Below are 25643 nucleotides of genomic sequence, written 5' to 3'. Positions count from 1 at the left end.
TTAAAACTCTATTTCAACACAGTCTAATATAGGTTCCTCAAACCCCAATTTTTATTCTATACATAGTTTCACGTAACTCATTAAAAGAAACTTTCTCCGGACAGAGCTTACAAAGTGAACTGTATGAAAGGCTCTTGAAATCAAGCTTTTCAAGAGCCTTCATTGAAACCACCCGAAATTCCCACTGTGAAAGATCCAACGGATTATATTCCTCATGGGTTTTTGCTGTCTGCACACAGAAAATATATACATGAGCCCTGTATGATTTCTCCTTATCATAGCCATCTATCGGATTCCAGGATCTCGCTTTAAGTCTGGAAAATACCGGGCTGGACAGCTTATTCTGATCCCATGCCTGGAGAAATCCACCTGCTTTTACTTCAATTTGAATTCCATCCTCCGTCTCAAGATCATAATTTGCCCAGGACTCCCTTACATGGACTTTAATCCCAAGCGCCTTTGCCACGATAAATTCTGCGAGCTCTCCCCTCAAAGTATTATCCTGTAAGTCAGAAAAAGCCCATCTCCAGAAATCACCGACTGTAAATATTTTCTCATGGGAAATTTGAGTATTGACAAAAAATGCATCGTCACACTTCATTGTTACTTTCTTTTTTGGAGTAATCATCTTACACCCTAATCATAAATATTGCACACTAGACTTTTCTTTGTATTTTGTCTTCTTGTCACAAGATTATCAAATGTTCCCATATCAAAGCCCCTTAATCATTACAGAACACTTCCCAAGTCTCCTTTTATTTCTGACCTGCTCCGTCGATGTGGCACAAACTCTACGGGTACTCATCCCATATCTTTCCCTCCAGAAGCCGTCCTGTCTTGCTCTTCTGTGTGCCTCCCCATTGCTTGAAGAAAAATGGGATACTCATCTCTTCGCATTTATCCCTTATCTTAATTACCCATTGTTTCGCCATAGGGCGTGCGCCAGGACCTGATTCACCTCCCACAATAACCCAGTCTATTCCCGAGAGGTCGATATTGTCAATTGGCCCTATTAATGGTTCAAAGGATATGAACTTCAGCAATGCACCTGTCTTTCTCAAATGGTCAATCCTGAAGGAATATGCATCACTCTCCACGCTCACTCCCATCCAGACATTTGATGGCCATTTGATCTGTGAATCCAGTCTGCTCAATCGCTCAGAGCGCTTTGTCAGCAGCTGGTAGCGATGCCAAGGAGTGCTCTCCATAGTGGCAAATACATTCTTAATATATTCATAAGGGATATCTTCGTGGAAAAGATCGCTCATAGAATTGACAAATACATGCTGCGTTTTTTTCCAGTGATAAGGGAGATTCAGCATATGCTCGTGCATCGTTATCTTGAATTCATTCTGATAATTCCTCTGACCCATCAGATGAAGTCGCTTCGCCATGCGCTCTGCATAACAGTTTCTGCATCCTTCACTGATTTTTGTGCAGCCTGTTACAGGATTCCAGGTCATTTGTGTCCATTCTATTTTTGTGTGTGCCATTTAATCAACTCTTTCAGGGAATTTTATAATCAAGTCATCAGGCAACGTGCCCTTTTTTCTTTTAAATCTTCCTTTAGGTAATACTATCTTAATCTTGCCTTCTTCCTCAAGTGTTCTCAACACATCTTTATAATTTTTCAGTGTATAGGGGGTATCTATGCTATGGTCATAAAATATTTCTTCCACCGTCATTGACCTTCCTGATAAATCCTTAAGGAGCGTTTCCTTCAAATCATCAAGAGGTTTTGAATATTCAAATAGGCGTAATTGTTTCTTCTCAAGCGCACAGAAAGTAAATGTGCCTACTCCCTGCTCTTTCAATGTGCTCATCTGTGCCATAATTTCTTTCATTATTTTATACGCTATCTTGTTTTTACTGACAAAAATAATATAGTGACTTGTTTTTGTTCCCTTAATATTCTTAAAACAAAAGAATATAATGAACTTGCCCCCGATTTTTCTTAATCCATCAGTTATCTCAGACATTATGATATTTTCTTTTTCCTGAGCATTAACCTTGCAATTCAGTCTATTATTGAGCTGTCTCATACCTTCTTCACCAAAGAGCTCGTTCATATGTTCAAGGACGATCTTGTTTGCTATCCCCATCTTTATTCTATTGTAATTGAAGAAAAAAATGCAGTCACATCCCCATTGTTTGACAGCAGAGCCAATCAATTTCAATGTTAATCCCTTATAACCCCAGGGATCAAGAAAGAATAACGTAGGATTTGATGCTTTTTCAAAAGATTTTACGATATCCCCTGCTATCTTGATGTTATTCACCTTTGGCCTGTAAGCAAGCGTATTTATTCCTTCGAAAGAATTAATTGCATTATCCAACGAGTTTGATAGATTTGGATCTGCATCGTTAAAAGCTATCATTAAACGTGATCGTAAACCGGCATCATTGATTGCTTTTTCCAATATCAACAGAGGGGTCGATGGAGTGCCGTCCTCATATCTTCCCGGTCCAGAAAAAAGATCGACATAGGAAAGAACTGATTTACTTTTACTCAGCATTATTTTTGACCAGGCACTGAAGTATTTTGTCACTATCTCTCTTTTCGCTAGAGATTCCTCAGTGGGCTTTTCAAACCAGCCTTTGTCAGTGACCATATTCCCCCCTATAATAATAAACCAAGCCCTCTCAGATTCTCCTTTATTGCTCTTTCCAGGCTCTCGCTTTCTGCAAACTGATTCGCGAGCGTTTTTGTAAGCCTCTTCATCTTCTCCTCGAATGGCTCTTCATCATCTTCCACCGCTTCGGCACCTACATAACGCCCTGGAGTGAGCACATAGCCATTCTGCCTTATCTCTTCAATCGAGGCGCTCTTGCAGAATCCCGGCATATCTTCATAGGTTCCTGCTTCCTTGTCACCTCGCCAGGCGTGGTAGGTCCCTGCAATTTTTGCGATATCCTCATCTGTAAGCTCACGGTGCACCCTGTCCACGAGCTGGCCAAGCTTCCTGGCATCAATGAACAGGGTCTGTCCCCGACGATCACGGAAGCGGTTTTTCTGTTTTGATCGCGCAAGAAACCAGAGACAGACAGGTATCTGCGTCGAGTAGAAAAGCTGGCCCGGCATAGCCACCATGCAGTCCACCATATCATCTTCTATGATGGCTTTCCTTATCTCACCTTCGCCGGACTGGTTGCTCGACATGCTTCCGTTGGCGAGCACAAAGCCGGCGATGCCATGGGGCGCCAGGTGATGAATGAAATGCTGCACCCAGGCATAGTTGGCATTGGCCGCCGGTGGGGCGCCATATTTCCAGCGCACATCTTCCTTGAGCCTCTCGCCTCCCCAGTCGCTCGAATTGAAAGGGGGATTGGCGAGAATATAATCGGCTTTGAGATCCTTGTGCAGATCACGGTGAAAGCTGTCGGCATGCTCTGCGCCCAGGTTCCCTTCAATACCGCGTATGGCAAGGTTCATCTTGGCAAGGCGCCATGTGGTGGGATTCGATTCCTGGCCGTAAATGCTGATGTCGCCGATCTTGCCTCCATGGGCCTCCACGAACTTTTCGCTCTGAATGAACATGCCGCCGGAGCCGCAGCATGGGTCATAGACTCTCCCCTTGTAAGGGGCAAGCATCGAGACGAGCACCTGCACCACGCAGCGGGGGGTATAGAACTGCCCGCCCTTCTTTCCTTCGGCACTTGCAAACTGTGAGAGGAAATATTCATAGACTCTTCCCAGAATGTCCTTGGAGCGGTTTTCCCTGTCGCCAAGACCGATTGTGCCTATAAGGTCTATAAGCTCACCCAATCGCTGTTTGTCAAGTGAGGGCCGCGCATATTCCTTGGGAAGCACCCCTTTGAGTGATGGATTATCACGCTCGATAGCTACCATGGCGTTATCGACGAGCTTTCCGATCTCGGGCTGTTTCGCTTGGGCCTGTAATTCAGCCCACCTTGCCTCCCTGGGAACCCAGAAAACATTATAAGCCCTGTATTCATCGGGATCTTCTGGATCGGCTCCCTGTGAAGCTTCCTGCAAAAGCTCTCTCTGCTTTTCTTCGAAAGCATCAGAGATATATTTCAGGAAAATGAGGCCCAGCACCACGTGCTTGTATTCAGCAGCATCCAAGTTATTCCGCATCTTGTCCGCCGCCGTCCAGAGCGTCGCCTCAAAACCCAGGTTAGCCCCCGTCCCATTCTTCTCTTTCACCTTGGCCCTCGCCATCACCATTCACCCCACTTCTGTTAAAAGCAATCTTCTTCTACACATTATGGTGCTTCATCGAAATTTTCTTGCATATTTTTTTTCAACATACTTTTTTATATAACTGTTCAGGCCTTGTCCATATAGTGCCAGTTGCTTCATTTGTTCAATATGATGGCTCCCTGCGCTTTGATAGGTGTATAAATATTTCCACCCATCGTCAAATGCAACTCTTATACTATCTTCCCCTATCTCATATTCTACAACTCCAGAATTTCCGCCAAGGTTTTTGTATCGTGCCATAGCTTTCATCCTTCCCTTTTTCCCCTTATTATATCTTTATACAATGACACATGTATGTCACTCCTATAAAACTCTCCACCCCAGGCGACCCCCTGGCCGGCCCTTCTCCACCAGATCCAGCCACAATCAGCCCTCTACAAAATTTCCACCCGACCAGTCCACTCTCAGAAAAAGCCCCGGCTCACCCCCCCTGAATCCTTACCTGGGCGCCGTCCCGGCACGATGAAGCCGGTTTTCAGGCATTTGGGGAGATCCGGTTGATGCCTGATCCGCCAATCTTCTCCAGGGCCGCCATGTACAGCGCTCCCCCCTTATCCAGCGGCATCATGCGCCTTTCCTGCAAATTCCATGAAGACTGGCTCCAGCGCCTCGAGCACCCTGTCCACCACCTCATACTGCTCGGGCATGAATCACCTTCTCCAGGTAGCGTATCTTCTGGCGCACCTCTCTCTCAAGCTCCCGGTAACGCTTCCGCTTTTCCTGATCCCTGAGCGCCGCTGCGGCTTCCTCCCCGTTCACCTTTCCCACATACTCCGTCCTCACCTTCGAGCCTTCCCGGAACACCCTGTACCAGTACTCCCCGCCGTGAATCCGCTTCTTCACCAGCGCGCCGGAGGGAAGCCCGGAGAGCGCACGGCGATAATGCTCCAGCACCTCAAGGGAATGAGCAAGCTCCTCTTTGAGCATTGATTTTACCATTTCCATGGCGCCCTCACTTAACCTACTCTTCTCCATATAATTATATATTGTAGGTTAAACCCTGTCAACCCCGCCATAGTGAGAAAGAGTGCCCACGTGTGCCCCTCCCCTTTCACTTTCGCCTTGCTGGAGCATACCTCCTCGTGGGGCCAGGGCTCCCATTTTCATGCAGTAATGGATAGAGCCCCTCCTGTGGAATCCGGAGCAGCCTGCGGAATTCATGGCAAGAGCATCGGGCGCAAGGCGGCCGATCCTTTTGCCACTGTTTGAGCCCGAAAGGGCGAGTTGTGGCAAAAGAGGCCGGCGAGCCCAGATGCTCTCCAGGAAAGGAGCTCAAGCTGCGGAGGATCCGCAGGAGGGGATCCTCACTGAAATGATATGCGCATTTTTTTTATGATCATCGGCCGGGCGGCAGCTTACTCAGCAGGGCCGGAGGGGAGGGTGAGCGGCAGAGTGAACGTAAAGGCGCTCCCCTTCCCGAATTCACTATCCACGTGAATTTCACCCCCCATGGCCTCAACCAGCAGCCTGCTGATGGAAAGACCGAGACCGGTGCCTTCATACTGGCGGGAGAGACGCGTATCCACCTGGCGGAAAGGCCTGAAGAGCATCTCCTGGTCTTCTGGCTTGATGCCGATGCCGGTATCCAGCACTCGCGTGACCAGCCATCGGCCCTCTGCCTTGCTCTCGATACGAACCTCGCCCTCCTCGGTAAACTTGATGGCATTGCCGATCAGGTTGATGAGGATCTGCTCCACCCGCCGGCGGTCTCCGAGAACCTGGCCGACGGGAGGGGCGATCACGGCCGTCAGCTCCAGTCCCTTTTTACCGGCCAGGGGCGTCATCTTCTCGAGTACTTTCTCTATGGTATTCTCCATATCGACGAGATTCCGGGTAATCTCGAACTGGCCTGACTCTATCCTGGAAAGGTCCAGTATGTCGTTGATCAGCTCCAGCAGGTGGTGGGCATTGGCCCGCACTATGCCGAGCTGCTTTTTCTGCTCCTCGTTCAGAGGGCCCACCATCTCCATGAGAATGATGCCCGTGAAGCCGATGATGGAGTTGAGGGGAGTGCGCAGCTCATGGGACATCGTGGCGAGAAAAGCCGATTTGAGCCTGTCGGACTCCCGGGCATGATCGCGGGCCACTTCCAGCTCGGCAGTCCGCTCTGCCACCCGGCGCTCCAGCTCTGCCGCATGGCGCTGCAGGTCCTCATTAAGCCGGCGGATCTGCTCCTCAGCCCGCTTGAGCCCGGTGATGTCCACGAACGTCACCACCGCATGGACCAACTGCCCGCGGTCATCAAGCTTCGGGAAGGCATTGACCTGCACCCAGACGATGTCGCCCGTATTCGGACGATTGATGCCGAGGATCTGCGTATCCAGGGGCTGGAGCGCTGCGATCACCCGAACGACCGGATATTCCTCAGTGGGGAGCTTCGTTCTGTCTTCCCGGATGAAGCACCAGTCAGGGTCTATGGCGACCTTGCCCTGCATCTGCTCCAGCGACAGCCCCAGCAGCCTCGATGCCGCATTGTTGGCCAGCAGAATCGCCGTGTCGGGACCATGGACCACCACGCCCGCCTGCAGATGATGTATGAGCTGCAGCGCATCGAGAGAGCGCTCATGCTCCGGTGCTGTTGAATCTTTCTGTTTCATGAGCCCGGCACGCTTTCCTGATATTGTGACATCAGACTCTTCCCCCCGCTTCACCAGCCTCCAGAGCCATCACCACAGACCTCTGAGCTCTTCAGCCGTGAGTCTCGTGCTTTCGATCAACAGGAAGGTGGATTCCGCCCCCCTTCTCACTTTCCGCCGTACTTCCGATAAAGCTCTTTCTGGATTTCCTTTACCGCCGCATCGGCATTCTTCCCGCCCATATTGGTCAGGATGACAATCCCAAGGTCCTTCTCGGTATCAACACAGATCTCCGCAAAGTTCAAGCCGTTGGAGCCCCCGTGAAAGAGAAGCGGATGAGCGGCCCAGGGAACGGCCACCACTCCCCACCCGAAAGCATATTTTCCCACCGTCGCCGTCCCCAGGGGGGCATCCTTGGGCGCAGGTATGGCAACGGCAGGGGCATGAAGCTTCCTGAGCGTCTCGGGCCTGACAAGGTGGGGGCCCCGTTTCCCCTCGCCGGCATTCCATCCCGCCCATGTGACGAAATCAAGCACCGACATATTGGCGATGCCGGCAGGTCCCACCACGACGGGGTTGTCAGCCCGCGGGCCTGCGAGAAAACACTTGATCTTTCCCTCGACGACGGCATGCCCGAGAGGCGCATCGACCCTTCCGAGCGATGACTGGATCCCGAGACCGGTGTTCCTGAGGCCCAGGGGATTGAAAACCTTTTCAATGATGAGCTCATCCCAGCTTTTCTTCTCGATGTGCTCGACTATGGCGCCGGCAATAATATAGTTGAGATTGGAATATTCAAATTTCTCGCCCGGTTTTGAAGGCACGGGGAGCCCGCACCACTTCCCGACGAGCCAGTAGCGTATCTCATCAAGGTTTCCCTGGGGATAGGACACCTCATCAATCATGAACCTGGTGTAGGCCTCGCTTTCCTTGGAGGTGTTGTCGCTCGGCATGCCGGAGGTCTGGGAGAGGAGCTGCTCCACGGTGATTCCCTTGAAAGCGGGGTCCATCGAGGCGGCGAGCTCGGGAAAGATCTCGCCCATGGGGGTATTCCAGCGCAGCTTCCCCTGATCGACGAGCATCGCGACCATCACTGCCGTCATCGCCTTGGTGTCGGAGCCCAGGTGGTACCTGTCATGTATCGTCACCGGGATATTCTCGCCGTACCGCCGTGTCCCCACGGCGCCGGCGCAGACGATTTTTCCCTCCTTTGCCACCGCTGCCGCCAGGGAAGGAAGCTCATACTTCGCCAGGTACGGCCTGAGCATGGAATCAAGGGATTCCTGTGCCTGCGCCGCAGAGAGAGTCGAGCCTGTCAGCACGATGACAAGCCCTGCAAGAATGAGAAAAGAGAATTTTTTCATCACCATCTGCTCCTTTGTATATTTCCCTCTATGTGAAGACCTGGCAGATTTCATCACTCCCGCGAATTCTCCTTCAGGGCTCTGAATCACCCGGAGGATATGGCTGCATTGAATGGAGCACCTATACTGATGAACAATGCCGAGCTTATGAGTGTTGAAACTGAAGCGGCGGCACCTCATGCCGGCTTCCAGGGATCCGCCAGGTGCCTGAGCCCGAAGACCTCCTCAACGTGCATTGCAACCGTCCAGTCACACTCCGGCAGCGCATTGCGGGCCTCAATTCTGCCATGCTCCCAGATCCGGCGGATTCCCGCCTCGTGGGCCGAAAGATCAAAATCCTTTTCACAGGCATAGATATCGCGGGCTTTCCTGATGGCCCACTCAAGCTTTTTCTCCTGGAAGAAGAAGTCCCGCTCCCACGGCTCAGGCTCTCCCTCGACGGAAATCCATCCCGGTGTGTCAAAACCGTCAAGAAAGGGAAGCCAGGTCAGCCTGCGCAGCAGCACCCCGTCGCGGGCGTGCTCGTAATAGAACCAGTCAGGCTTGCTGCAGTAAAGGAATATCATCTCCCCGAAGGCCCTTGACTGCTCCCTGATAACGGAGGCTTCACCGAACAGGGCCTCGTCATGGGGCGGACCGGCATCCCTGTGAAAGCTGCACTCGAGCCATGGCGAGCCGGGGTGGACATTGACCTGGCCGAGCATGAGGCGGAGCTTTCTTTCGCCGCCCGCCAGGCGCTCCAGCTCCTCCGGAGTCTTATCCCTGAGGTAAAAGACAGAATAGGATTTCATGAAACCTTCCTCCTTGTCTCAAAGATGTGGCGCGCAGGCCCTGCACCGCAGCCGAGCCCTCACCCGGCACACAGCACCATGACGCCCCGGGTGAAGCCTCCCGGCAGCCACGAGGTCAAGGGAGCTTATCAGAGAGTGTCGGCGGGGAGGCAGACACGGAAACCGAAGTCAATGCGATACCTGTAACCCGGATTGAACCTGCGGCGTGCGGTGCAGCGAAGATCCTCAAGAGGGTTGATATCTTCCTCGGCAGCCCATGATCCTCCACGCAGCACTCGATGTGCTCCTTCCGGCGGTCCGGCGGGGTTTTCATGGGGACTGTGCTTGTAATAGCTCTTATCATACCAGTCTGCGCACCATTCCCACACATTCCCCAGCATGTCATGGACCCCGCAGGGACTCGCTCCGGCCGGGAAGGAGCCTACCGGCGCCGTGCCCATTCCCTCGCTCAAATCGACCATCACCGGCAGCTTCGGCCCTTTATCCCAGTTGCACCTTGCCTCATCCCATTCATCGCCCCAGGGGAAAGGCCGGCCGTCGGTGCCCCGGGCCGCCTTCTCCCACTGCGCCTCTGTCGGAAGACTCCCGCCTGCCCATTTGCTGTAAGCCAGGGCATCATTCCATGTCACACAGACCACCGGGTGATTCTCTCTACCTGCTTTGTGCCAGGTCTTCCACACACCTTCCGCTTTATATCCTGACTCTGCCGCAAATTTCGCAAACTGCCCGTTGGTTACCTGATATTTATAGAGCCCATAGCTTTCAAGATGGACTTTGTGCTGCGGGCGCTCGTCATTCCTTCCCTCCCCGGGAGGAGAGCCCATCAAAAACTCTCCTGCGGGGATCAGGATCAACCCGGCGCCGTCAGCGGGATTGATTTTCTCCATAGCACTGCTCCTTTCTTTTATTTCTTTCCATGGGTCTTCTTCCCCATAAAAGAGTTCGCTCTTTTTGCCATTTCTCCCTCATCCGGCTTTCCGGGGCCCTCTCCTCCAGCGCGGTCTCAGGTTTCCCTCTACACACCGGCATAGCATCATTGCCGGCTTATGAAAATCATCGAGGAAAAAGGCGGGAGAATATGCACAAGGGGAGCAGGGGGCTTCAGATTTTTTCCGGATATCCATTGACATTATATGCACGACATGATATACTTACCACAGTCGAATCGCAATCCTTACTGGATTTAAAATTGAAAAGTTTGCCCAGTCTTGAGAGTGAAGCAGGACTGGGTATATTAATATGTTTGATAAAGGATAAAGCATTGCTCGCAAGTCTTTCTCCTGAAGCAAATAAGAAAGGAGAAACACTATGGGAAAGAAATTATACGTCGGTGGCCTGCCTTACGGCATCACCGAAGAGACGCTGACTCAGACGTTCCAGGGCGCTGGAGCTGTTGACAACGTGAGCATCATTACCGACAGGGAAACCGGCAGACCGAAGGGCTTCGGCTTCGTCGAGATGACCACGGAAGAAGAGGCGCAAAAGGCAATCCAGATGCTGAACAACACCCAGATGGACGGAAGGACGATCGTCGTGAACGAAGCTCGCCCCCGTACAGAAGGTGGTGACCGCCGCTCATCGGGCGGCAACAGAAGCTACAGCAGAAGATAATAACGCGAATCATCGCCGCAGGGCGACAATCACTCAGAAAGAGAGCCGACGCAACACTCGGCTCTTTTTTTATTCAGAGGGGATCCTCACTCTTTCCCAGGACAGTTACTCCCGGGTGCCGCCCTGCCCTGGGAAGGTGCGTAAGCCGCTATTTTCTTCACCACCTCCATGGCCTGAGGCGAAGACCAGGTGGGAAGCCAGATGGATTCGGTGCCCCCGCTGTCGAGCAGGTCGCTCGCGTATCCCATCCAGCCCCCGCCCGAGCGCACCGACTTGCCTGTGGTCTCGAGATAGGTGAGCTGCTGCGGCTCCCTGAGCTCCAGGGTGCCGTCGGAGTTCTCCGAGGCGATGAGGCAGAGCTTCCCGGCCCCCGTGACGGTGGCAATTTCCGACATGATGGCGTTTGACTGCGATCCTCTGCCGCCTTTGTCGTCGGTATAGGTGAGGTTGGGGTTGCCCATGATGCCGTCCACCCTGGAGTGGGTAAGAAGAGATTTGCGGGGTGTCGCCCCTCCGTTCAGGATGAGGATATGGTTGCGGTCGTTGTTCTTGAAAATTCCGGCGTAGAAATCAGTCTCGCTGTCCCTGGTAAAGTTTCTGAACTCGTAGAAGTCCATGCCCTTCGGGGTGAGCGCTTCAGCGTAGTTCCCGCCTCCGCTGGAATCAGGCTCGGGGAACTTGTTCATGCCGAAGGCTGCGGCGTCTTTCACCATCTCTTCAGGCCCGGGCATGATGAAGTGTGAGAAAGAAGCGGCTCCGTCAGACCATGCGGCCTGGAGCGCTTCATCGGTCTTGTACTTGGCGCGGAGCCATTCCTTGAAGGCCCGCTGGAAAAAGGGAGAGTAGTCGGTAAACATCAGGGGCTGCCACCCGCCCTCAAGAGGCGGGTATCCCCCCAGCCCCAGCACCAGGATGTAATTGGGCCCGTACCCGTCCTCCCCGCTCGCGCCGAGGCCGAAGGCCCATCCGATGAGGGCTGGATGGGCTTTGTAGCGGCTCACCAGCGCCTCAAGGAAACCGCCGAAGTCGCTGCGCACTTTATCGCTCCCCATGCTTGGATTGTTGTACTGGTTGCCGTATGAATCGGTCTCACAGAAGTCGCAGCCGGTGTTCCTGGCCGTGGCGTAAGGTAAGCTGTTCTCGGCTTTCCACCAGGCGGGATACTTGTTGTGGAGGTCTGACATCAGTATCACGTACATTCCCTCCGCCTGGGCATGATTCATTACCTCATCGAGCTTCGCGAAGGTGAAATTGCTGCTTATCGGCGACGGCCTTGCCGTTGATGGATCCACGTCACTCCACCATATCCTCGCCATCACCACTTTCACGCCGTTTTCCTTCGCCCTGTCGATGACCTTCTTCATGGCCGTCACCCACCGGCTGTCACCCGAGGCGTAGAGGGCCTGGTTCGCGTGGGCGGGCATATCGTCAGGATGGTAATAGACTTCAGTGAACACGCTGGGGGTGAGCTCGCGGTCATTTACGAAGAGGACGGGCCTGTTGTTCACAAGCCGCACCTCGCTCGTGGTGAGGGAAGCCGGAGGACTGGAGGGCGAGGGAGTGGGAGAAGAGGTGGAGCTTGAAGCACTGTACCCCGAGGCCCCCGATGAGCCGCTCCCTCCGCCGCAGCCACAGATCAGCAAAGAGACCAGCGCGAGGGCTGCAAAAAAACGGGGACAGACTTTTATACAATGGCACCACACGGCCAGGCTTACCATGTGATCTTCCTCAGAAAAGCCTCAAAATCGGTGATTCCCGGCATATACTCGATTGCCGCCTTCGTGCTGTCATAGCGTGGATAGCCGCCGGGAACCTTCACGCCCGGAGGCGCCCCCTGGTTGAACTGGAGCTGGAATGACTGCCCGTTCTGCGAGGGAAGGTAGGTGAAATAAGAATCCTTCATCGTGTCGCTGGGCTTTTTCAGATAGGTGGGATATATCTGCGAGAGGCTCCCGGGATAGCGCTTATTGTCGGTTTTATACATGTCGAGGGCGCAGGCGAGGTTCTTCATCTGCACCGAAATGTTGGTATAGGCCATCATGATCTGCGCAGGCGCGAGCTTCTCCTCGCACCTGGCAGGCAGGGGTGAGAAAAAGACCAGGACAAGAACAAGGAAGCTCATAAGACACCGCGATATCACCATAAGGCACCTCTTTTCTTCAGTCGTTTAGAACAGTGATTCATAGCTGGGACCGGGCTTTAATACGACCAGAAAACCACGGGACTCATATTACAGACTTCGCAGCAGACAAAGCTTTTCCTTTCTCGGGCGGTACTTTCCCCGGCTATCTGCCGGCAGGGAGCAGGGCCCCCGGCTTTCCCAGGCATATGCCTCCCGAGCGGCGCCCTTCTGTCAATAAAGGAGTCCTGCCTTACTATGGGGCCTGGAGGATTATTGCCGTAACATTGCCGTTGGTCCCCGTGCCGGGATTGAAGGAGGTGTCGAGGGAGCCGTCTGCGTTTACCCGCGCGATGTAATTACGCAGGGTGCCGTTATAGCTGGCGAACTGCCCGCCGATGAGAATTTTGCCATCGGACTGCAGTGCCATCGAGAGCACGGGGACATTGGCTCCTGTGCCGGGGTTGAAGGAGGTGTCGAGGGAGCCGTCTGCGTTCACCCGGGCGATGTAATTCCGCGGGGTGCCGCCATAACTGGTGAATTGCCCGCAGATGAAGACTTTGCCGTCACTCTGCACCGCCAGCATTTCGACGTTGAAACTGGCTCCCGAGCTGCTGTTGAAAGCGGTGTCGATGGTGCCGTCACTGTTCGCCCGCGCGACGCGTTGACGCGCGACGCCGTCATAGTTGGAAAAACCTCCGCCGATGACGATTTTGCCATCACTCTGCACTACCAGAGAATTGACAAGGGAATCGGCTCCCGGGTTGCTCGTGAAGGAAGTGTCAAGGGTGCCGTCGGTTTTCACCCGCGCGATGCGCCAGCACGCGGTGCCGTCATAATCGGAAAAGAATCCGCCGATGACGATTTTACCGTCACTCTGCAGAGCCACCGTATAGACCACGTTGTTGGCTCCTGAAATGGGTGTAAAGGAGGTGTCCCGTGAGCCGTCGGTGTTCAACCGCGCGATGTGGTTACACGGGAAGCCGTTATAAGTGACAAAATTTCCGCCCACGACGATTTTGCCGTCACTCTGCACAGCCAGTGCCCAGACAGTTGAGCTGAATCCCGTGCCGGGATCGAAGGAGGTGTCAAGGGTGCCGTCAGGATTCAACCGGGCGATGCGGTTTCGTGAGACGCCATTGACAGTGGAGAATTGCCCGCCGATAATGATTTTGCCGTCACTCTGCACCGCAAGCGCCTCGATGGCGGTATCGCTTCCCGTGCCGGGATTGAAGGAGGTGTCGAGGGAGCCGTCAGGGTTTACCTGCGCGCAGAAATTGCGGGTTGTTGCATTATAGATGTTGAAATTTCCCCCTATCAGAATTTTCAGGCCATCCATGGAAAAATCGTGAACCGCAGTGGAGCCGGCTGCCACTGAGACGCTTGATGAATAGTTCTTATATCCGTTCTTCTGGCCGGAGATCACATGGAGGCCCGCCGATAACCCGGTTATGGAATAAGTGCCGTCAACGGCGGTGCTGGTGCTGCTTGTGCCTATTGTCACGGTCACACCGACAATGGGCAGGGATGTCGCGGCATCGGTGACGGTTCCTGTCACATCGCCGGTAGTAGGAGTCGGGCTCGGGACCGGGCCAGGGCCCGGAGGGTCAGGGGAAGGCGTCGGCACCGGCGAGGGGCTTGCCGTGGGGGCAGGCGACGGGACAGGTGAAATATCAGGTGAGGGAGAAGGAGAGGCAGCCGGTGACTGGGAGGGAGCGGGAGAGACCAGAGGAGTGAGAGATATGGTGATGTCGGGGCCTGCATCGCCCGGCAGAATCTCAGCATCAGCCGATCCCTCGGCCACAAGCCCGTTGTTGCCATTGTATGCTTTTATGGTGACAGTTTTCCAGCCGATGGGTATCTCATCAAGAGTCACAGAGGCAGAAGCTCCGTCACCGGGGCGGTCTACCCTCACCGGGGTCAGCACGGGGCCTGTATCCCCGCGCTCGCTCACAGAGATTACATAATATGCCACCTCCGAAGGTATTTCCCTCTCCCGGGCTGAGCATTTTCTAAGGGCGAGACTTCCCGCGCTTCTGAACAGGCCTCCCCGGGTCCTCACCGATACCTTCACGAATCTTCCCTGCCCGGGAAAAGGGAGATCAACGGTCACCATGCCGCGGTAATCTCCAGCGGTGAAGCTCTCGGCCACGAGAGCGCCGTCTGCGGTATAAGCCTTCACGCGAAGGGTGCTCCGGCCTTCAGGGAGGCTTTTTAACGTGGCGCTCCCGATGCTTCCTGATGCGGGGCGGGTAATCGTGGCGGATTTCAAAAGGGGAGCGGCGCTCTCATTGCCACAGGCTGAAATCACATAGGAGCTCACCCCTGAAGGGACGTTGCGAAGAAGCAGCTCCTCAACCTTTGTGCCTGCCGATGAGGTGACCCTTGCATAAACATTTTCAGTCACCTGGTAACGAGGGAAAGGAAGCTCCAGCCTCAGGGAGCCCTTACCGCCTGATGAGGAGCCTCCTGCCCATCCCCCTGCATTCCCCGCGCCCCCGCCGCAGCCGGTAAAATAAAAGGAGAGACAGAGAATCACCAGAGCGAGCAGAAGAATCAAAGGAAAGCGGAATGGCATGGTCATCCTCTTCATGGAAAGTGCACTCCTTTCTCTCACCGCAGAGATAAAGGCGGTCTTTTGCGATGGATTACGATAATTCTTTTTACGGAACGGTGTTCGAGCATTGGGATGTTTTACTGGGGTTGAGTAAGGTAAAATATTTACAAAGGTATACTACATTCTCAGCGTGAAAAATCCTTTCTGAAAAACAGCGTAATCCTGTCGGCAAAAATTCCCCGGCCTTGCGGTGCGTGCTCCATGGGGAAAACCTGGCCGGATCGGGTGTCACGAGCTCCGGAATTCCAGCGTTATTGACCGTACTATATTTTCCGCCCGGTTTTAATTGCTGAATATTCTCTTCAGATTCGAGAAGCTCCCTTTGCATCGGGTGGTGGCCGGGTGTATAATGGAGGGGCCTGGAATTTTCATCGGCATTCACATATTTTTATCCGGTGAGGACTGCACCTGTGTTGCATAATTGCAGATATAAGAGTCTGTCACTTTTTTTACTGATAGTGTGTCTTGTCGCAGGGGGGGCCTGGGCGGCTGATACCGGCACTCCTCTTCACAGGGCTGCCGAAGAGGGGCGGGCTGATGTCATCAGGGCGATCCTTTTGAAGGGCGCCGCGATAAACGCCAAAAACCGCGACGGCAGCACGGCCCTGCACCTGGCCGTATACCGAAACAACGAGGAATGCGTGAGGCTGCTCCTGGACATGGGGGCCGATGTCAACACTCACGATGGCCTGGGCAGGACGCCTCTCCACCTCGCGGCAGAGAACAACAACAAGGAGTTGATCCTTCTCCTTCTCTCTCAGGGTGCCTATCCCTTTGAAGCTGACAATGAAGGGAAGATGCCCTTCGGGGGGCTGCCTTACGGGGAGCTGACGGCCCCTGATGCTTCTTTGGAGGAACGGCCATGGCGCATCAAGGAAGGATGCGCCGCGCCCGTCACCGCGATATGCTTCTCCCCCGGGGGACGGTTCCTGGTCTCGGGAAGCGATGACGGCCGTCTGGCCATATGGAGCCCAGTATCGGGAAGGCTCCTTGCCGGCTTCAGCGGGCACAAGGCCTCCGTGACCTCCGTGGCCTTTTCCCCCGGAGGCTCCCGGCTTGCCTCGGGATCCCTCGACGGCACTGTCATCCTGCGTGACCTGAGCGCCCTTTTCCGTGACGGCTCCGAGAAGGTCCTCGCCCATTCCTCGCCGGTAAGAAGCCTTTGCTTCTCAAGCGAGGGAAAATATCTTGCCTGCGGCTGCACTGACGGCACGGTGAAGGTATGGAGCCTGGCTTCAGGGGAGCCTGTCAGGTCCGCTCTTCTTTCCCACAGCCCTCTCACCGCGCTGGCCCTCTCCCCTGAAAACCGCACGCTTCTGGCGGGATGCGAGGACGGCACCCTCACGGCGATTGATTTCCCGGGCCTGGAGAGCCAGGAGCTCCTCTATGCCCATGGGAGCGGAATCCGCTCCCTCTGCTTCTCCACCAGGAGCAGAATCCTGGCATCGGGAGACGAATCGGGCGAGATCCTTATCGGGGACATATTCTCCCGCAGGGTGCTGAAGCGTTTTCAAGGGCATGAGGGAGCGGTGCGCTCTCTTCTTTACTCTCCGGGAGGCAGGTACCTCGTCTCGGCGGGGAGCGACGGGGCGGCAAAATACTGGGACGGGCTCTCCAGGAGCAGGTCGCGGGTCCTCTACAGGGGGAGCGTGGCCATAGGCGCCATGAAATTCTCCCCGGGGGGAAGATACCTGGTCCTGGGCGGAGAAGACGGCTCTCTCTCCATCGTGGACTCCGTGTTCGGCGCTCTGCTGACTACGCTTGTGGCTTTCAGCGACGGGGAATGGGTCTCGGTAACTCCCGGACTCTATTTTGACTCATCCCTCTATGGCGCCCGCTCCATCCTTCTTGAGTCCAAGGGAGCCGCCGTGACCCTCGACCAGTACCGGGGCCCCCGCAGAAGCGCCGGTACCGTGAGGGACATCCTCGGCGGAAGGGCTCTCCCGCAGAAAGCACAAAAGCTCCCTGATCCCCCCGAGATCAGGATCATCTCCCCTCCAGAGGGCATGTCTGAGAAGGAACAGATCACGCTGAAGCTCGAAGCGAAGGGGAAGTGCAGGATCAGGGATCTCGTGGTCCTCATCAACGGCCGCCCCGCCGGGACCTTTGCGATCAATGAGAGCAGCGCCGCGGAAGCAAGGGAGCTTACTGCTGAAATCAGGCTGCAGCCCGGCCTTAACAGGATAGAGGCGCTGGCCGTGAGCACTGACGAGGTGAGAAGCCTCCCCGAGACCGTCGTCATTCACTATCTCTACCCCTTCGCCGTGCCTTCGAAGAAGCTCTTCCTGCTTGCAGTCGGCATAAGCGACTACGGCGACAGCAACCTGAATCTCGAGTGCGCCGCCCGTGACGCCCGGGAGATCGAGGCCTTCTTCAGGAGAATGAAGGGCCTTGCATTTGAATCGGTGAAGTCCCTCGCTCTTACCGACTCGCAGGCAAAGGATCACGCCATCCTGAAGGCATTGAAGGAGATAGGCAGGGAATCGACGGAAAGGGATCTCATAGTGCTCTTTCTTGCCGGCCACGGAGTCCTCGATGAGCAGGAGCGCTTTTTCTTCCTGTGCCACGGGGGAAGGCGGGAGGGGCTTCCCGCGGACGGGCTCGTCTGGGGCGATTTTCAGAAAATTCTGATGGATCTGAAGGCGAAGCATGTGCTCCTTATCGCCGACGTGTGCCATTCGGCGTCACTTTTCGGGGCCGACGCGGGGCTTGCGCCTCATGAGAGCCTGGCCGAGGGAATGGTCGGCGTGACGGTTTTCGCCGCATGCCGCGCCGATGAGTCCAGCCGCGAGTTTCCCAGGCTCGGAGGGGTCTTCACGCAGACCCTTCTCTCGGGCCTCGGGGGGAAAGCCTCCCCGGGCGGCAGCGGGAAGGTCACCCTCTATGAGATCGAGAAGTATGTCACCGAGATGGTGCCCAGAATCACCAAAGACCGGCAGCACCCCCAGGTCCTGGGGGGGACCGTCGATATCCCCCTGTCAGTCTACAAAACGTCACGATGAAGGGAGAAGCACTATGAAAAGCGGAGTATCCTGTCATGAGAGAAAAGGCCCTTTCCCCGCCATCTTTCTGCTCGCGGGAATGGCCTTCTTCCTTTTTAGCCTCCTCTTTTTTGCCTTCTTCCTTTGCTTGCCGGCGGCCTGCGCCGAAGAGAAGCCTGCTCCTTCCGACAAGGGACAGCTATGGCTGCGCATCAGCGTCCTCTCCCTTACCGAAGAGGGAGTGAGGGCCCTGGGGGAGAAGGATACGCTGCCACCCGGGAGCCTCCAGAAGCTGATTGACGGGAAAATGGCCCGGGAGCTCGAGACCTTTCATTTCCCCGCGCAGAACGGCCAGGATACCATGGCCTCCATCGGCCACAAGTTCCCGCTTACCTATTTTGACTCCAAGAACTCATATTACCAGATAATTTTTGTGGACGTGGGCATGAAATTCGCCATCAAGCCCGTCATCACCTCAGGCGGAAGGATCGACGTGGGAATGAAATCCGACATCTCGTCGATAGAGGACTACCGGCAGGAAATTGAGAGGGACACGGTGTTCTACTACCCTTCCACGAAAAACTCCAGCGCCGAGCTCTCCTTCTCGGGGCTGCGAAACGGCGAGACGCTCATCATCTCGAACTTCCATGGGCTCTCCCTCGAGAGCTTCCTGAAGAGTCTCGGGGAGAAAGAGGCCTTCTCGAGGAAAGGGAGCGGGCTTGTCGTCGCCGTCACCCCCTCACTCGCGCCTTCCCAGGGTGGGCCACTGGGAGAGGAGAAGGGCGGGCCGCCCTCGTGCATCGAGATGAGGTCGTTCTTTTTTCCCCGCGCGCTCTGGAAGAAGTACGAAACACGCTACCGGCTCTCCCCCGGGGAAATGGCGGGCCTCACGAAATCGGGCGGGGCGAGGCTCATCGACTGCCAGAAGATCCTCTCGTCACGAAGCGAGAGCGCCATGTTCATCGGGCGGAAATATCCCCTCACTTACTTTGACCCGAGATCAGGCATGTACCAGGTCATCTACATCGATATCGGGATGAAGGGCGTGGTGAAATGCGCGGCCCTCTCACCCGGCCGCTGGGACGTGACGGCGAAGCTATGGCTCAACAACGCCGATCCATCGATGCTGTTCGGGGTCAGGCGCGAGCAGATGCCGCTGAAAATCTACACCATCAGCTCCGATGTCATTCTGGAGCTTTCCCGGGGAGAATCGGGAATCATTACGGCCCTCAGGGGGGAATATTTCACCAAGGTGATAAAAGACTTTCTCTTCCCCGGAATCGAGCTCTCATCAGACGATGAGCTCGTCATCATGGTCACCGTGAGGTAGGGTCTCCGCCGGGATAGAGGAGTCTGTCCCTATTTTTCATTCGTTGATCTCTCTCTCTATTGAGGAGATGTTATTGTTGTATGGATCATCGAGCTTAATCTTCTTCCATGGCCAGTTTATATAAAACTTGTTCCATCCTATCTTGCACTTCCCCTGGACGATTTTCTCCATGTATATTTCCCTTTCCAGGGGGCTGAGCTTGTAGCCGAACTTCTTGATAAGGGTGCCGCGCACAAAGGCCCTGGTGTGGCGGGGAGGGGCCACCTTCGCTTCCTCTATCTCCTGGTGGGTGAAGAGGCTGTCCACAAGATTTGACTGCAGGAGCTGGTAGTAATAGCCTTCCTCGTCCACCTCGTGAAACTTGAGGTCCACCTTCACCACTTCGCTGTAAAGAGTCATCTTCTCCCAGAAATCCTCGTAGGTCATGTGCTTTTCGGTGAGATAAGAGAGAAACTCCTGGTATTTCTTCTCTTTGAGAACGCTCCTTATAAGGGCCCGGGGGACCTGGTGGCCCGCCAAGAGGCCACGCTCGGACAGGTAAGAATACCAGGGGGCCACGTCCTTAAGCTCGGAAAGAGTTGCCCTGTCCCTTATCACTTCCCCGATAAGATCTTTCTTGGTTACCCAGTCCACCTTCCTGTAAAGAAGCGACGGCGTTATCTCAAGGCATCCCAGCAGATATTCCCACTTCTCAATGATGTCCCTGGCGTCGTGGTCATCGGGAATCCTGGAGTGGACATACTCCCTGGCCTTGCCCAGGTATATCCTTTGAATCTCCAGGGCCGTCATGGAGCCTCCCCTCCTGAGGGGCACCTTTTCCCTTATGGAAAGGTCCCGAGAGATTGTCTTCATCGCCTCAAGAGGGCTTTTGAGCTGCACCTCGTCAAAGGTGACGCCGTCTTCTATCATGTCCAGAATGAGGCCGGTGACGCCTGCCTTGAGGTAAAGGCCTATGGAAGACATGTTGGTGTCGCTGAAAAGAACATGGAGCCTTTTCTCGCGCCTGAGGGCGCTGAGGGGCTCCAGGAAGAAATCCCGCATATCTATCATGGGGCGCTTCTCGTCGTCGAAATAAATCCTGCAGAGGCTTTTTATGGCGCGGGCGCGCTGGGAGATCTCGAAGATGCCCCCGTTGTCGGCGGTCCTGTCCTTTCTGGGCGGCTGGGCCTCGACTTTGCCGGTGCCGGTGTATATGATCCTCGTGACCAGGAAAGAGATGAGGCTCCTCCTTATCTTCCTGAAAATGAAGGGCGAGAGGGCCCAGGTAAAGGCCGTGATCCAGGGGGAGAATATGAAACGGGAGAAATCGCCGTGGATCCTCGCGAACTGGTTGATAAGAAACTCTTCCTTGAGAAGAAAATCGAACACAAATGACCTGAGGGCCCTCGCCATGCCGTGGAGAAACTTGAAGGGGGAGCAAAGGGCCGAGAGCAGGGAGGAGAAGACTGACAAAGCGACCACAAGGGGAATAAACAGGATGAGCGGGAGGTAGGTGACGGCTAACAGCACAAGGTGCACAAGCCAGAAAAGGGGCACGACGAGATGGAGAAGCAGCCTGGAAAGGTAACCCGGGTCATCTTCCACGAGATAATTCTCATGGGAAGCCATGAACTTCCCCCCTGAGTCCTCGTTGCTCTTCCCGAGGAATATCCTTCCAATGAATGCCGGGTCGATATCCTTGATGTTCCTGTTGAGTTCCTGGACAATGTTATAAAGGATCGACGTCTGTGCCGTGTGGTAGAGGGCCACCTCCCGCGGTGTAGCGCACTCGGGCGTTGCCATTTCCACAAGGCCTTCGAAGAAATGCGTATGGAGGGCCTCATAGTTGAAAAGCCCTCCATTCTCGATAAAAATGCCTTTCTTGCGGTACGTCGAGTAAAGCACCTTCACGGTGGTACTGACAAGAAACTCCATATAATCGTATATATGGAGTCTCATAGGCGGCTTGACATCATCATCTGAGGACGAGATGAGCACCCCGTATTCTGTTTCGTAGCCGTATATTCTTTTTTTCACATGAATCGACGGGCGCTGCTATGGCCCCAGATGAGTGTTTATTCCCCTTCTGCTGGAATCTTGTAGTCCTTGATATACTGCTCCGGCTTTTTCATCGCATCCTGCTTGATGTTCTCGATTGCAGGAGGCGCGACCTCTTTTTCTACCGGCATTTCCTTCTTGACTTCATCTTGTAGTTTCATCGGTATTCCTCCTTCCGTTCGTACTATCTATTATAATCGATACCCCTGATAAAATCAACTGCTCGACTCCTTATCACCGGATCACATTTTCCCATGCACTTTTTCCCCTTCATGAATCATCGGCCTATGGGATGGCCGGAGGGCTTTGCCGGAAAGCGCCGCCGCACTCGGGATTTTTCCCGGGCTTTTATGGAGTTCTTTGCTTTGCGCTGATTTTTCCACTCCTCCTCAGCTTATGCTTACCTTTTCTGTAACCATTCAGCCCCTCCCCAGGAGTAGCTGAACTTTTCTCCCAGAATTCAAGAATATTTTGATACTTTGCATGATTTTTCACTTTTCTGTTGAAATATCTCTCTATGAAGGAAAAGTCCGGGCACAACGAAGATCTGCTGCAATCGCTTCCACCGGAAGCATTGGCAACGCTTCATCCAGCCGTTAAGGATCTTCTCGTCACCCTTATCAAGCGTATATCTGAACTTGAAATTGAGAATCGGGCTTTCAAAGATGAGGTCCGGGTTCTTAAGAGTCGATTGGGAGAGAATTCTTCCAATTCGTCGAAGCCTCCATCCTCTGATCCGCCCTGGATACAACCCAAACAACAAAAGCCTCCATCGGGTCGTCCAAAGGGAGGGCAGAAGGGCCACCCCGGTCATCATCGAGAGCTTATGCCGCAGAATAACGATACCCGAACAGAGCATCATTACCCCGAAGTGTGTGAGAAATGTGGCACTTCTCTGAAGGTAAGTTTTTAGCCATCTAAAGTTTTTTCTGAAACCAGCAGGATTTTTTCTATTCTTCAAGGATAATACTTCCATGTTGACCTGTGGCGCCTTTGGAAGTATTCTGACCGAGCAAGAGGCTCTCGCCATCTATGAGCAAGGCCGTGAAGCGATTGTTTTCAAGCTTCTTGAGCTTGCACGGAACCTTCAGAGTGAGATTGAAGAGCGACAACGCATCCAGGCGCAGTCCCGGTTTACAAGAAAGAGAACTCTCCCCGAAGAGGGCGGAAAAAGCCGGGGAGAAAGAAGGGTCATAAGGGCGAGCACCGTGAAGTTCCTCTTGTTATTGACGGAGAACCGACCCACGTATATGTGTTTCAATGTCCCCATTGTGGCGATACGCTCTCCGCTTCGATGGTGACCCGGGAGCGTCTGATAGAGGACATGCGAGACACGCGTGCCTACGTCAAAAAATATGTCATTCACAGTAGTTTCTGCAAGCGATGCAATAAACTGGTGGAAGGCGTCGTGGCCGAAGCGCTTCCCAAATCCACTGTCGGCCTGAACCTTCTGGTCTTCATCGCATGGCTTCATTATGGTCTTGGAGTGACGATCCCTCATATCTGCGAGGTTCTGAATTTCCATCTCCATTTCAAGCTGAGTGGCGGTGGGCTGGTGAATATGTGGAAGCGGCTCTGCGAAATCCTCGCCGTATGGTATGAAAAGCTTGCCGATGAAGCGCAGGCGGGCACTCATCTCCATGCCGATGAAACCGGCTGGAGGGTGAATGGGATTACGAACTGGCTCTGGTGCTTTACCAATGAGAGTGTTGTCTACTATATGGTGGATCGCTCGAGAGGATCTCCTGCGCTGAGAGAATTCTTCAAGGAGATATTCAAAGGAGTCCTTATCACTGTCTTCTGGTAAGCCTATGGGAAGTTTGCGGAACACCGCCAGGCATGCTTTGTTCATATGTTTCGCGAACTGGCCAAGGTATCGCTGAAGAATGCCTCTCTGGAGTGGAAAGCTTTCAGCAAGAAGCTCACCCGCTGGATGCGAGATGCCGTTCGCCTTGACAAAAATGAAGATCTTGCGGAAGAATCTTTCGCTTCCCGCAGGGAGAGACTGGAGCTTTGCCTCAAAGAGTTCATCGGAGAGTCTTTTGCTGACAAGGAGTGCCGCAGGATTCAGAAGAGGCTCAGGGATTTTCAGCATGCGCTCCTGACGTTTCTTGACCATGAAGGCGTGGCATCGGACAATAACAAGGCGGATTGGGAAATCCGCCCGGCGGTGATAACGCGCAAGAACTCGGGACAGAACAAGAGCGAAAAGGGCGCCGATATGCAGGCGGTGCTGATGAGCATTTACCGAATACTGAAAATTCGAGGCCATAATCCTATTGATGCCCTCCATGATAATCTTGTAGAATACATCAAAACAGGGAAACTACCGCCATTTCCCGAATCAGCAACTTCAGGACACTAAAAACTTACCAAGAAAAAAGAAGATGAAAAGCGCTCTTACGCTTTTCGCGCAGGATGCCGATTCCAGGCTTCTTCTTTATACCGCTGCAGATATCAAGCAAGACGAAGCGAATGACCAGGCGCTCTCCTTTCTCTCTTTCTGGAAGGGCGTACAGCGAGGCGTGAAGCCCACCTTTGTCTTTGATTCAAAGTTCACGACATATGGCAATCTTTCTGCATTAAATGCACAGGGTGTAAAGTTTATCACGCTTCGTCGAAGGGGTAAAGGCATACTGCAGGACATTGAAAAGATGGCTCCCTGGGAGAGAGTCCATATCCCCCATGCGAAGCGGAAATATCCGAATCCAGAGGTCCATGAGTCTATCGTTGAGCTTCGAGGCTATGATGGAATGCTGCGCCAGTTGGTGGTTCTTGGCAATGGCAATGAAAAGCCGGCCTTTCTCATCACCAACAATTTTGAAAGCCCTGTAGAGCTAGTGATCGGGAATTACAGACGCCGCTGGAGGGTTGAGAACGGCATTGCTGAGGCGGTATAGTTCTTTCATCTTAATTCACTGTCATCTCCTATCCTTATCAAAGTTCATTTCGACGTGGTGATGACGATGATCGTGGATACACTTTACTCAATTCTGGCGTCAAGATTACGTGGCTTTAAGCATTGCGATGCCAGGACAATATATCTCCATTTCATAAGAGGAAAAGGAACCGTGAGCGTATCTGATGGTCAGATCAACGTGAGTTATCCTATGCGTGCTCATAATCCTGTGCTTCGTGCGGCAAAATGGGACAGAATGCATCAGGCAACAGCAGGTATGCCTGGCACTAAACTTGCGCTTGAGTTCAGGTAGGATTTTGATGTTATATTTATATGACGTTTAAGGATGCGCGAAAATCGGTGTTATAAGAAGCAGCTTCTTATAACGGAAATCCCCGGTGTACCCTCTTATTATTATAAGCGATGGAAAAAGGTGGCGAATCTATCCTCATGGGTAATTATTCCTCACCCTTAAGTCTATTCATATGATCCCTCAAAAGGCCTTTTATGGAGAGATAAGCATTAGTTCGAATGGTTCTTATGGGTAAAGAGATGAGAAAATAAATAATCCCGGCAGTGTCCTACTCTCCCACCCCGTTGCCAGGATAGTACCATCGGCGCTGGAGGGCTTGACTTCCGTGTTCGGAATGGGAACGGGTATGACCCCTCCGCTATTGCCACCGGGATATATAATCTTTGTGATAGAGTTGTATGCTGCAGAATAATCTCAACGTTAAGGGAGGGTTCTTATGATTATGGCAAGCCCTCGACTGATTAGTACCAGTCAGCTCAACACCTTACGGCGCTTACACCTCTGGCCTATCTACCTCGTCATCTTCAAGGTGTCTTACCCGGTTAATCCGGTGAGATACCTAATCTTGGGGTGGGTTTCGTGCTTAGATGCTTTCAGCACTTATCCCGTCCAGACATAGCTACCCAGCTAATGCTCCTGGCGGAACAACTGGCTCACCATTGGTCTGTCCATCCCGGTCCTCTCGTACTAGGGACAGAACCCCTCAAGTATCTTACGCCCACAGCAGATAGGGACCGAACTGTCTCACGACGTTCTGAACCCAGCTCACGTACCGCTTTA

The 25643-nt window shown here is 53.6% G+C and carries 21 protein-coding genes, 2 rRNA genes and 1 pseudogene (1 of these 24 cut by a window edge); 5 read left to right on the top strand and 19 right to left on the bottom strand.

The annotated features are described in order from the left end of the window. Positions 1 to 37: 37 nt before the first annotated feature. The 10 genes from RDV48_29690 to RDV48_29645 form a co-directional block, all read right to left on the bottom strand. On the bottom strand, positions 38 to 628 hold the full coding sequence (locus RDV48_29690) for a hypothetical protein (protein MDQ7827006.1): 591 nt from the start codon (positions 626 to 628) through the stop codon (positions 38 to 40). Positions 629 to 791: 163 nt separating this feature from the next. Continuing rightward, positions 792 to 1493 (bottom strand): phage Gp37/Gp68 family protein, encoded by a 702-nt coding sequence (locus tag RDV48_29685; GenBank protein MDQ7827005.1) that lies wholly within the window; start codon positions 1491 to 1493, stop codon positions 792 to 794. Continuing rightward, entirely contained in the window at positions 1494 to 2612 is a 1119-nt protein-coding gene (locus RDV48_29680) for a three-Cys-motif partner protein TcmP (GenBank protein ID MDQ7827004.1), read from the bottom strand. Between the two features lie 8 nt (positions 2613 to 2620). Then, positions 2621 to 4183 (bottom strand): class I SAM-dependent DNA methyltransferase, encoded by a 1563-nt coding sequence (locus RDV48_29675; protein MDQ7827003.1) that lies wholly within the window; start codon positions 4181 to 4183, stop codon positions 2621 to 2623. A gap of 54 nt (positions 4184 to 4237) precedes the next feature. Next, complete coding sequence (locus tag RDV48_29670) at positions 4238 to 4465, bottom strand: hypothetical protein (protein ID MDQ7827002.1); 228 nt, start codon at positions 4463 to 4465, stop codon at positions 4238 to 4240. Positions 4466 to 4855: 390 nt separating this feature from the next. Continuing rightward, positions 4856 to 5170 (bottom strand): hypothetical protein, encoded by a 315-nt coding sequence (locus RDV48_29665; GenBank protein ID MDQ7827001.1) that lies wholly within the window; start codon positions 5168 to 5170, stop codon positions 4856 to 4858. 410 nt (positions 5171 to 5580) lie between these two features. After that, complete coding sequence (locus RDV48_29660; protein ID MDQ7827000.1) at positions 5581 to 6822, bottom strand: ATP-binding protein; 1242 nt, start codon at positions 6820 to 6822, stop codon at positions 5581 to 5583. 146 nt (positions 6823 to 6968) lie between these two features. After that, positions 6969 to 8165 (bottom strand): serine hydrolase domain-containing protein, encoded by a 1197-nt coding sequence (locus RDV48_29655; protein ID MDQ7826999.1) that lies wholly within the window; start codon positions 8163 to 8165, stop codon positions 6969 to 6971. 176 nt (positions 8166 to 8341) lie between these two features. Then, a complete protein-coding gene (locus RDV48_29650) occupies positions 8342 to 8956 on the bottom strand; it encodes a hypothetical protein (protein MDQ7826998.1) in 615 nt (204 codons plus the stop codon). Between the two features lie 128 nt (positions 8957 to 9084). Continuing rightward, a complete protein-coding gene (locus tag RDV48_29645; protein MDQ7826997.1) occupies positions 9085 to 9843 on the bottom strand; it encodes a formylglycine-generating enzyme family protein in 759 nt (252 codons plus the stop codon). Between the two features lie 421 nt (positions 9844 to 10264). Here RDV48_29645 and RDV48_29640 point away from each other — a divergent pair, with 421 nt between their 5' ends. Continuing rightward, the gene (locus RDV48_29640) at positions 10265 to 10567 is read left to right on the top strand and encodes an RNA-binding protein (GenBank protein MDQ7826996.1); all 303 of its coding nucleotides are present in this window, start codon (positions 10265 to 10267) and stop codon (positions 10565 to 10567) included. 86 nt (positions 10568 to 10653) lie between these two features. Here RDV48_29640 and RDV48_29635 read toward each other — a convergent pair whose 3' ends face one another. The 3 genes from RDV48_29635 to RDV48_29625 all read right to left on the bottom strand — a co-directional run bounded on the left by RDV48_29635 (position 10654) and on the right by RDV48_29625 (position 15279). After that, positions 10654 to 12285: a beta-galactosidase gene (locus RDV48_29635; protein ID MDQ7826995.1), complete on the bottom strand. Its 1632-nt coding sequence runs from the start codon at positions 12283 to 12285 to the stop codon at positions 10654 to 10656. Continuing rightward, positions 12279 to 12710, bottom strand: a complete 432-nt coding sequence (locus RDV48_29630; GenBank protein MDQ7826994.1) for a hypothetical protein — start codon at positions 12708 to 12710, stop codon at positions 12279 to 12281. The genes RDV48_29635 and RDV48_29630 overlap by 7 nt, the downstream gene beginning before the upstream one ends. A 232-nt stretch (positions 12711 to 12942) precedes the next feature. Then, positions 12943 to 15279 carry a delta-60 repeat domain-containing protein gene (locus tag RDV48_29625; protein ID MDQ7826993.1) on the bottom strand — a complete coding sequence of 779 codons (2337 nt, stop codon included), beginning with the start codon at positions 15277 to 15279 and terminating at the stop codon, positions 12943 to 12945. Positions 15280 to 15716: 437 nt separating this feature from the next. Here RDV48_29625 and RDV48_29620 point away from each other — a divergent pair, with 437 nt between their 5' ends. Together RDV48_29620 and RDV48_29615 are read left to right on the top strand one after the other, a co-directional pair. Beyond that, complete coding sequence (locus tag RDV48_29620) at positions 15717 to 18305, top strand: ankyrin repeat domain-containing protein (GenBank protein MDQ7826992.1); 2589 nt, start codon at positions 15717 to 15719, stop codon at positions 18303 to 18305. Positions 18306 to 18318: 13 nt separating this feature from the next. Beyond that, positions 18319 to 19614, top strand: coding sequence for a hypothetical protein (locus tag RDV48_29615; GenBank protein ID MDQ7826991.1), 1296 nt, complete (start codon positions 18319 to 18321; stop codon positions 19612 to 19614). 36 nt (positions 19615 to 19650) lie between these two features. Here RDV48_29615 and RDV48_29610 read toward each other — a convergent pair whose 3' ends face one another. From RDV48_29610 to RDV48_29595, 4 genes are all read right to left on the bottom strand, one after another. Continuing rightward, positions 19651 to 21630, bottom strand: a complete 1980-nt coding sequence (locus tag RDV48_29610; protein MDQ7826990.1) for a proteasome accessory factor PafA2 family protein — start codon at positions 21628 to 21630, stop codon at positions 19651 to 19653. A 38-nt stretch (positions 21631 to 21668) separates the two neighbouring features. Continuing rightward, positions 21669 to 21812 carry a hypothetical protein gene (locus RDV48_29605; protein ID MDQ7826989.1) on the bottom strand — a complete coding sequence of 48 codons (144 nt, stop codon included), beginning with the start codon at positions 21810 to 21812 and terminating at the stop codon, positions 21669 to 21671. 299 nt (positions 21813 to 22111) lie between these two features. Continuing rightward, a complete protein-coding gene (locus RDV48_29600) occupies positions 22112 to 22627 on the bottom strand; it encodes a hypothetical protein (protein MDQ7826988.1) in 516 nt (171 codons plus the stop codon). A 111-nt stretch (positions 22628 to 22738) separates the two neighbouring features. Beyond that, a complete protein-coding gene (locus RDV48_29595) occupies positions 22739 to 23176 on the bottom strand; it encodes a hypothetical protein (protein MDQ7826987.1) in 438 nt (145 codons plus the stop codon). Here RDV48_29595 and RDV48_29590 point away from each other — a divergent pair. Then, positions 23060 to 24016: pseudogene (locus tag RDV48_29590) on the top strand (IS66 family transposase). The gene RDV48_29595 and the pseudogene RDV48_29590 sit on opposite strands and share 117 nt — an antisense overlap. 22 nt (positions 24017 to 24038) lie before the next feature. Further along, entirely contained in the window at positions 24039 to 24551 is a 513-nt protein-coding gene (locus tag RDV48_29585) for a hypothetical protein (GenBank protein ID MDQ7826986.1), read from the top strand. A 567-nt stretch (positions 24552 to 25118) separates the two neighbouring features. On the opposite strand, the gene rrf is transcribed toward RDV48_29585, so the two are convergent. Together rrf and RDV48_29575 are read right to left on the bottom strand one after the other, a co-directional pair. Beyond that, a 5S ribosomal RNA gene (gene rrf, locus RDV48_29580) occupies positions 25119 to 25235 on the bottom strand. Between the two features lie 69 nt (positions 25236 to 25304). Next, positions 25305 to 25643, bottom strand: a 23S ribosomal RNA gene (locus tag RDV48_29575); its annotated part runs 592 nt beyond the window's last position; the annotation flags it as partial.

The organism is Candidatus Eremiobacterota bacterium, from assembly GCA_031082125.1.
Taxonomy (GTDB): Bacteria; Vulcanimicrobiota; CADAWZ01; order CADAWZ01; family Ess09-12; genus Ess09-12.
Note: the sequence above shows the minus strand (reverse complement) of the source record. Positions and strands in the feature narration are given on the sequence as shown.

Bases quoted from the DNA above. Each gene is read 5' to 3' on its own strand.
- RDV48_29690 (MDQ7827006.1), bottom strand. From the start codon at position 628: ATGATTACTCCAAAAAAGAAAGTAACAATGAAGTGTGACGATGCATTT.
- RDV48_29685 (MDQ7827005.1), bottom strand. From the start codon at position 1,493: ATGGCACACACAAAAATAGAATGGACACAAATGACCTGGAATCCTGTA.
- RDV48_29680 (MDQ7827004.1), bottom strand. From the start codon at position 2,612: ATGGTCACTGACAAAGGCTGGTTTGAAAAGCCCACTGAGGAATCTCTA.
- RDV48_29675 (MDQ7827003.1), bottom strand. From the start codon at position 4,183: ATGGCGAGGGCCAAGGTGAAAGAGAAGAATGGGACGGGGGCTAACCTG.
- RDV48_29670 (MDQ7827002.1), bottom strand. From the start codon at position 4,465: ATGGCACGATACAAAAACCTTGGCGGAAATTCTGGAGTTGTAGAATAT.
- RDV48_29665 (MDQ7827001.1), bottom strand. From the start codon at position 5,170: ATGGAAATGGTAAAATCAATGCTCAAAGAGGAGCTTGCTCATTCCCTT.
- RDV48_29660 (MDQ7827000.1), bottom strand. From the start codon at position 6,822: ATGAAACAGAAAGATTCAACAGCACCGGAGCATGAGCGCTCTCTCGAT.
- RDV48_29655 (MDQ7826999.1), bottom strand. From the start codon at position 8,165: ATGAAAAAATTCTCTTTTCTCATTCTTGCAGGGCTTGTCATCGTGCTG.
- RDV48_29650 (MDQ7826998.1), bottom strand. From the start codon at position 8,956: ATGAAATCCTATTCTGTCTTTTACCTCAGGGATAAGACTCCGGAGGAG.
- RDV48_29645 (MDQ7826997.1), bottom strand. From the start codon at position 9,843: ATGGAGAAAATCAATCCCGCTGACGGCGCCGGGTTGATCCTGATCCCC.
- RDV48_29640 (MDQ7826996.1), top strand. From the start codon at position 10,265: ATGGGAAAGAAATTATACGTCGGTGGCCTGCCTTACGGCATCACCGAA.
- RDV48_29635 (MDQ7826995.1), bottom strand. From the start codon at position 12,285: ATGGTAAGCCTGGCCGTGTGGTGCCATTGTATAAAAGTCTGTCCCCGT.
- RDV48_29630 (MDQ7826994.1), bottom strand. From the start codon at position 12,710: ATGGTGATATCGCGGTGTCTTATGAGCTTCCTTGTTCTTGTCCTGGTC.
- RDV48_29625 (MDQ7826993.1), bottom strand. From the start codon at position 15,279: ATGAAGAGGATGACCATGCCATTCCGCTTTCCTTTGATTCTTCTGCTC.
- RDV48_29615 (MDQ7826991.1), top strand. From the start codon at position 18,319: ATGAAAAGCGGAGTATCCTGTCATGAGAGAAAAGGCCCTTTCCCCGCC.
- RDV48_29605 (MDQ7826989.1), bottom strand. From the start codon at position 21,812: ATGAAACTACAAGATGAAGTCAAGAAGGAAATGCCGGTAGAAAAAGAG.
- RDV48_29600 (MDQ7826988.1), bottom strand. From the start codon at position 22,627: ATGGAAGTATTATCCTTGAAGAATAGAAAAAATCCTGCTGGTTTCAGA.
- RDV48_29595 (MDQ7826987.1), bottom strand. From the start codon at position 23,176: ATGGAAATTCAGAACCTCGCAGATATGAGGGATCGTCACTCCAAGACC.
- RDV48_29585 (MDQ7826986.1), top strand. From the start codon at position 24,039: ATGAAAAGCGCTCTTACGCTTTTCGCGCAGGATGCCGATTCCAGGCTT.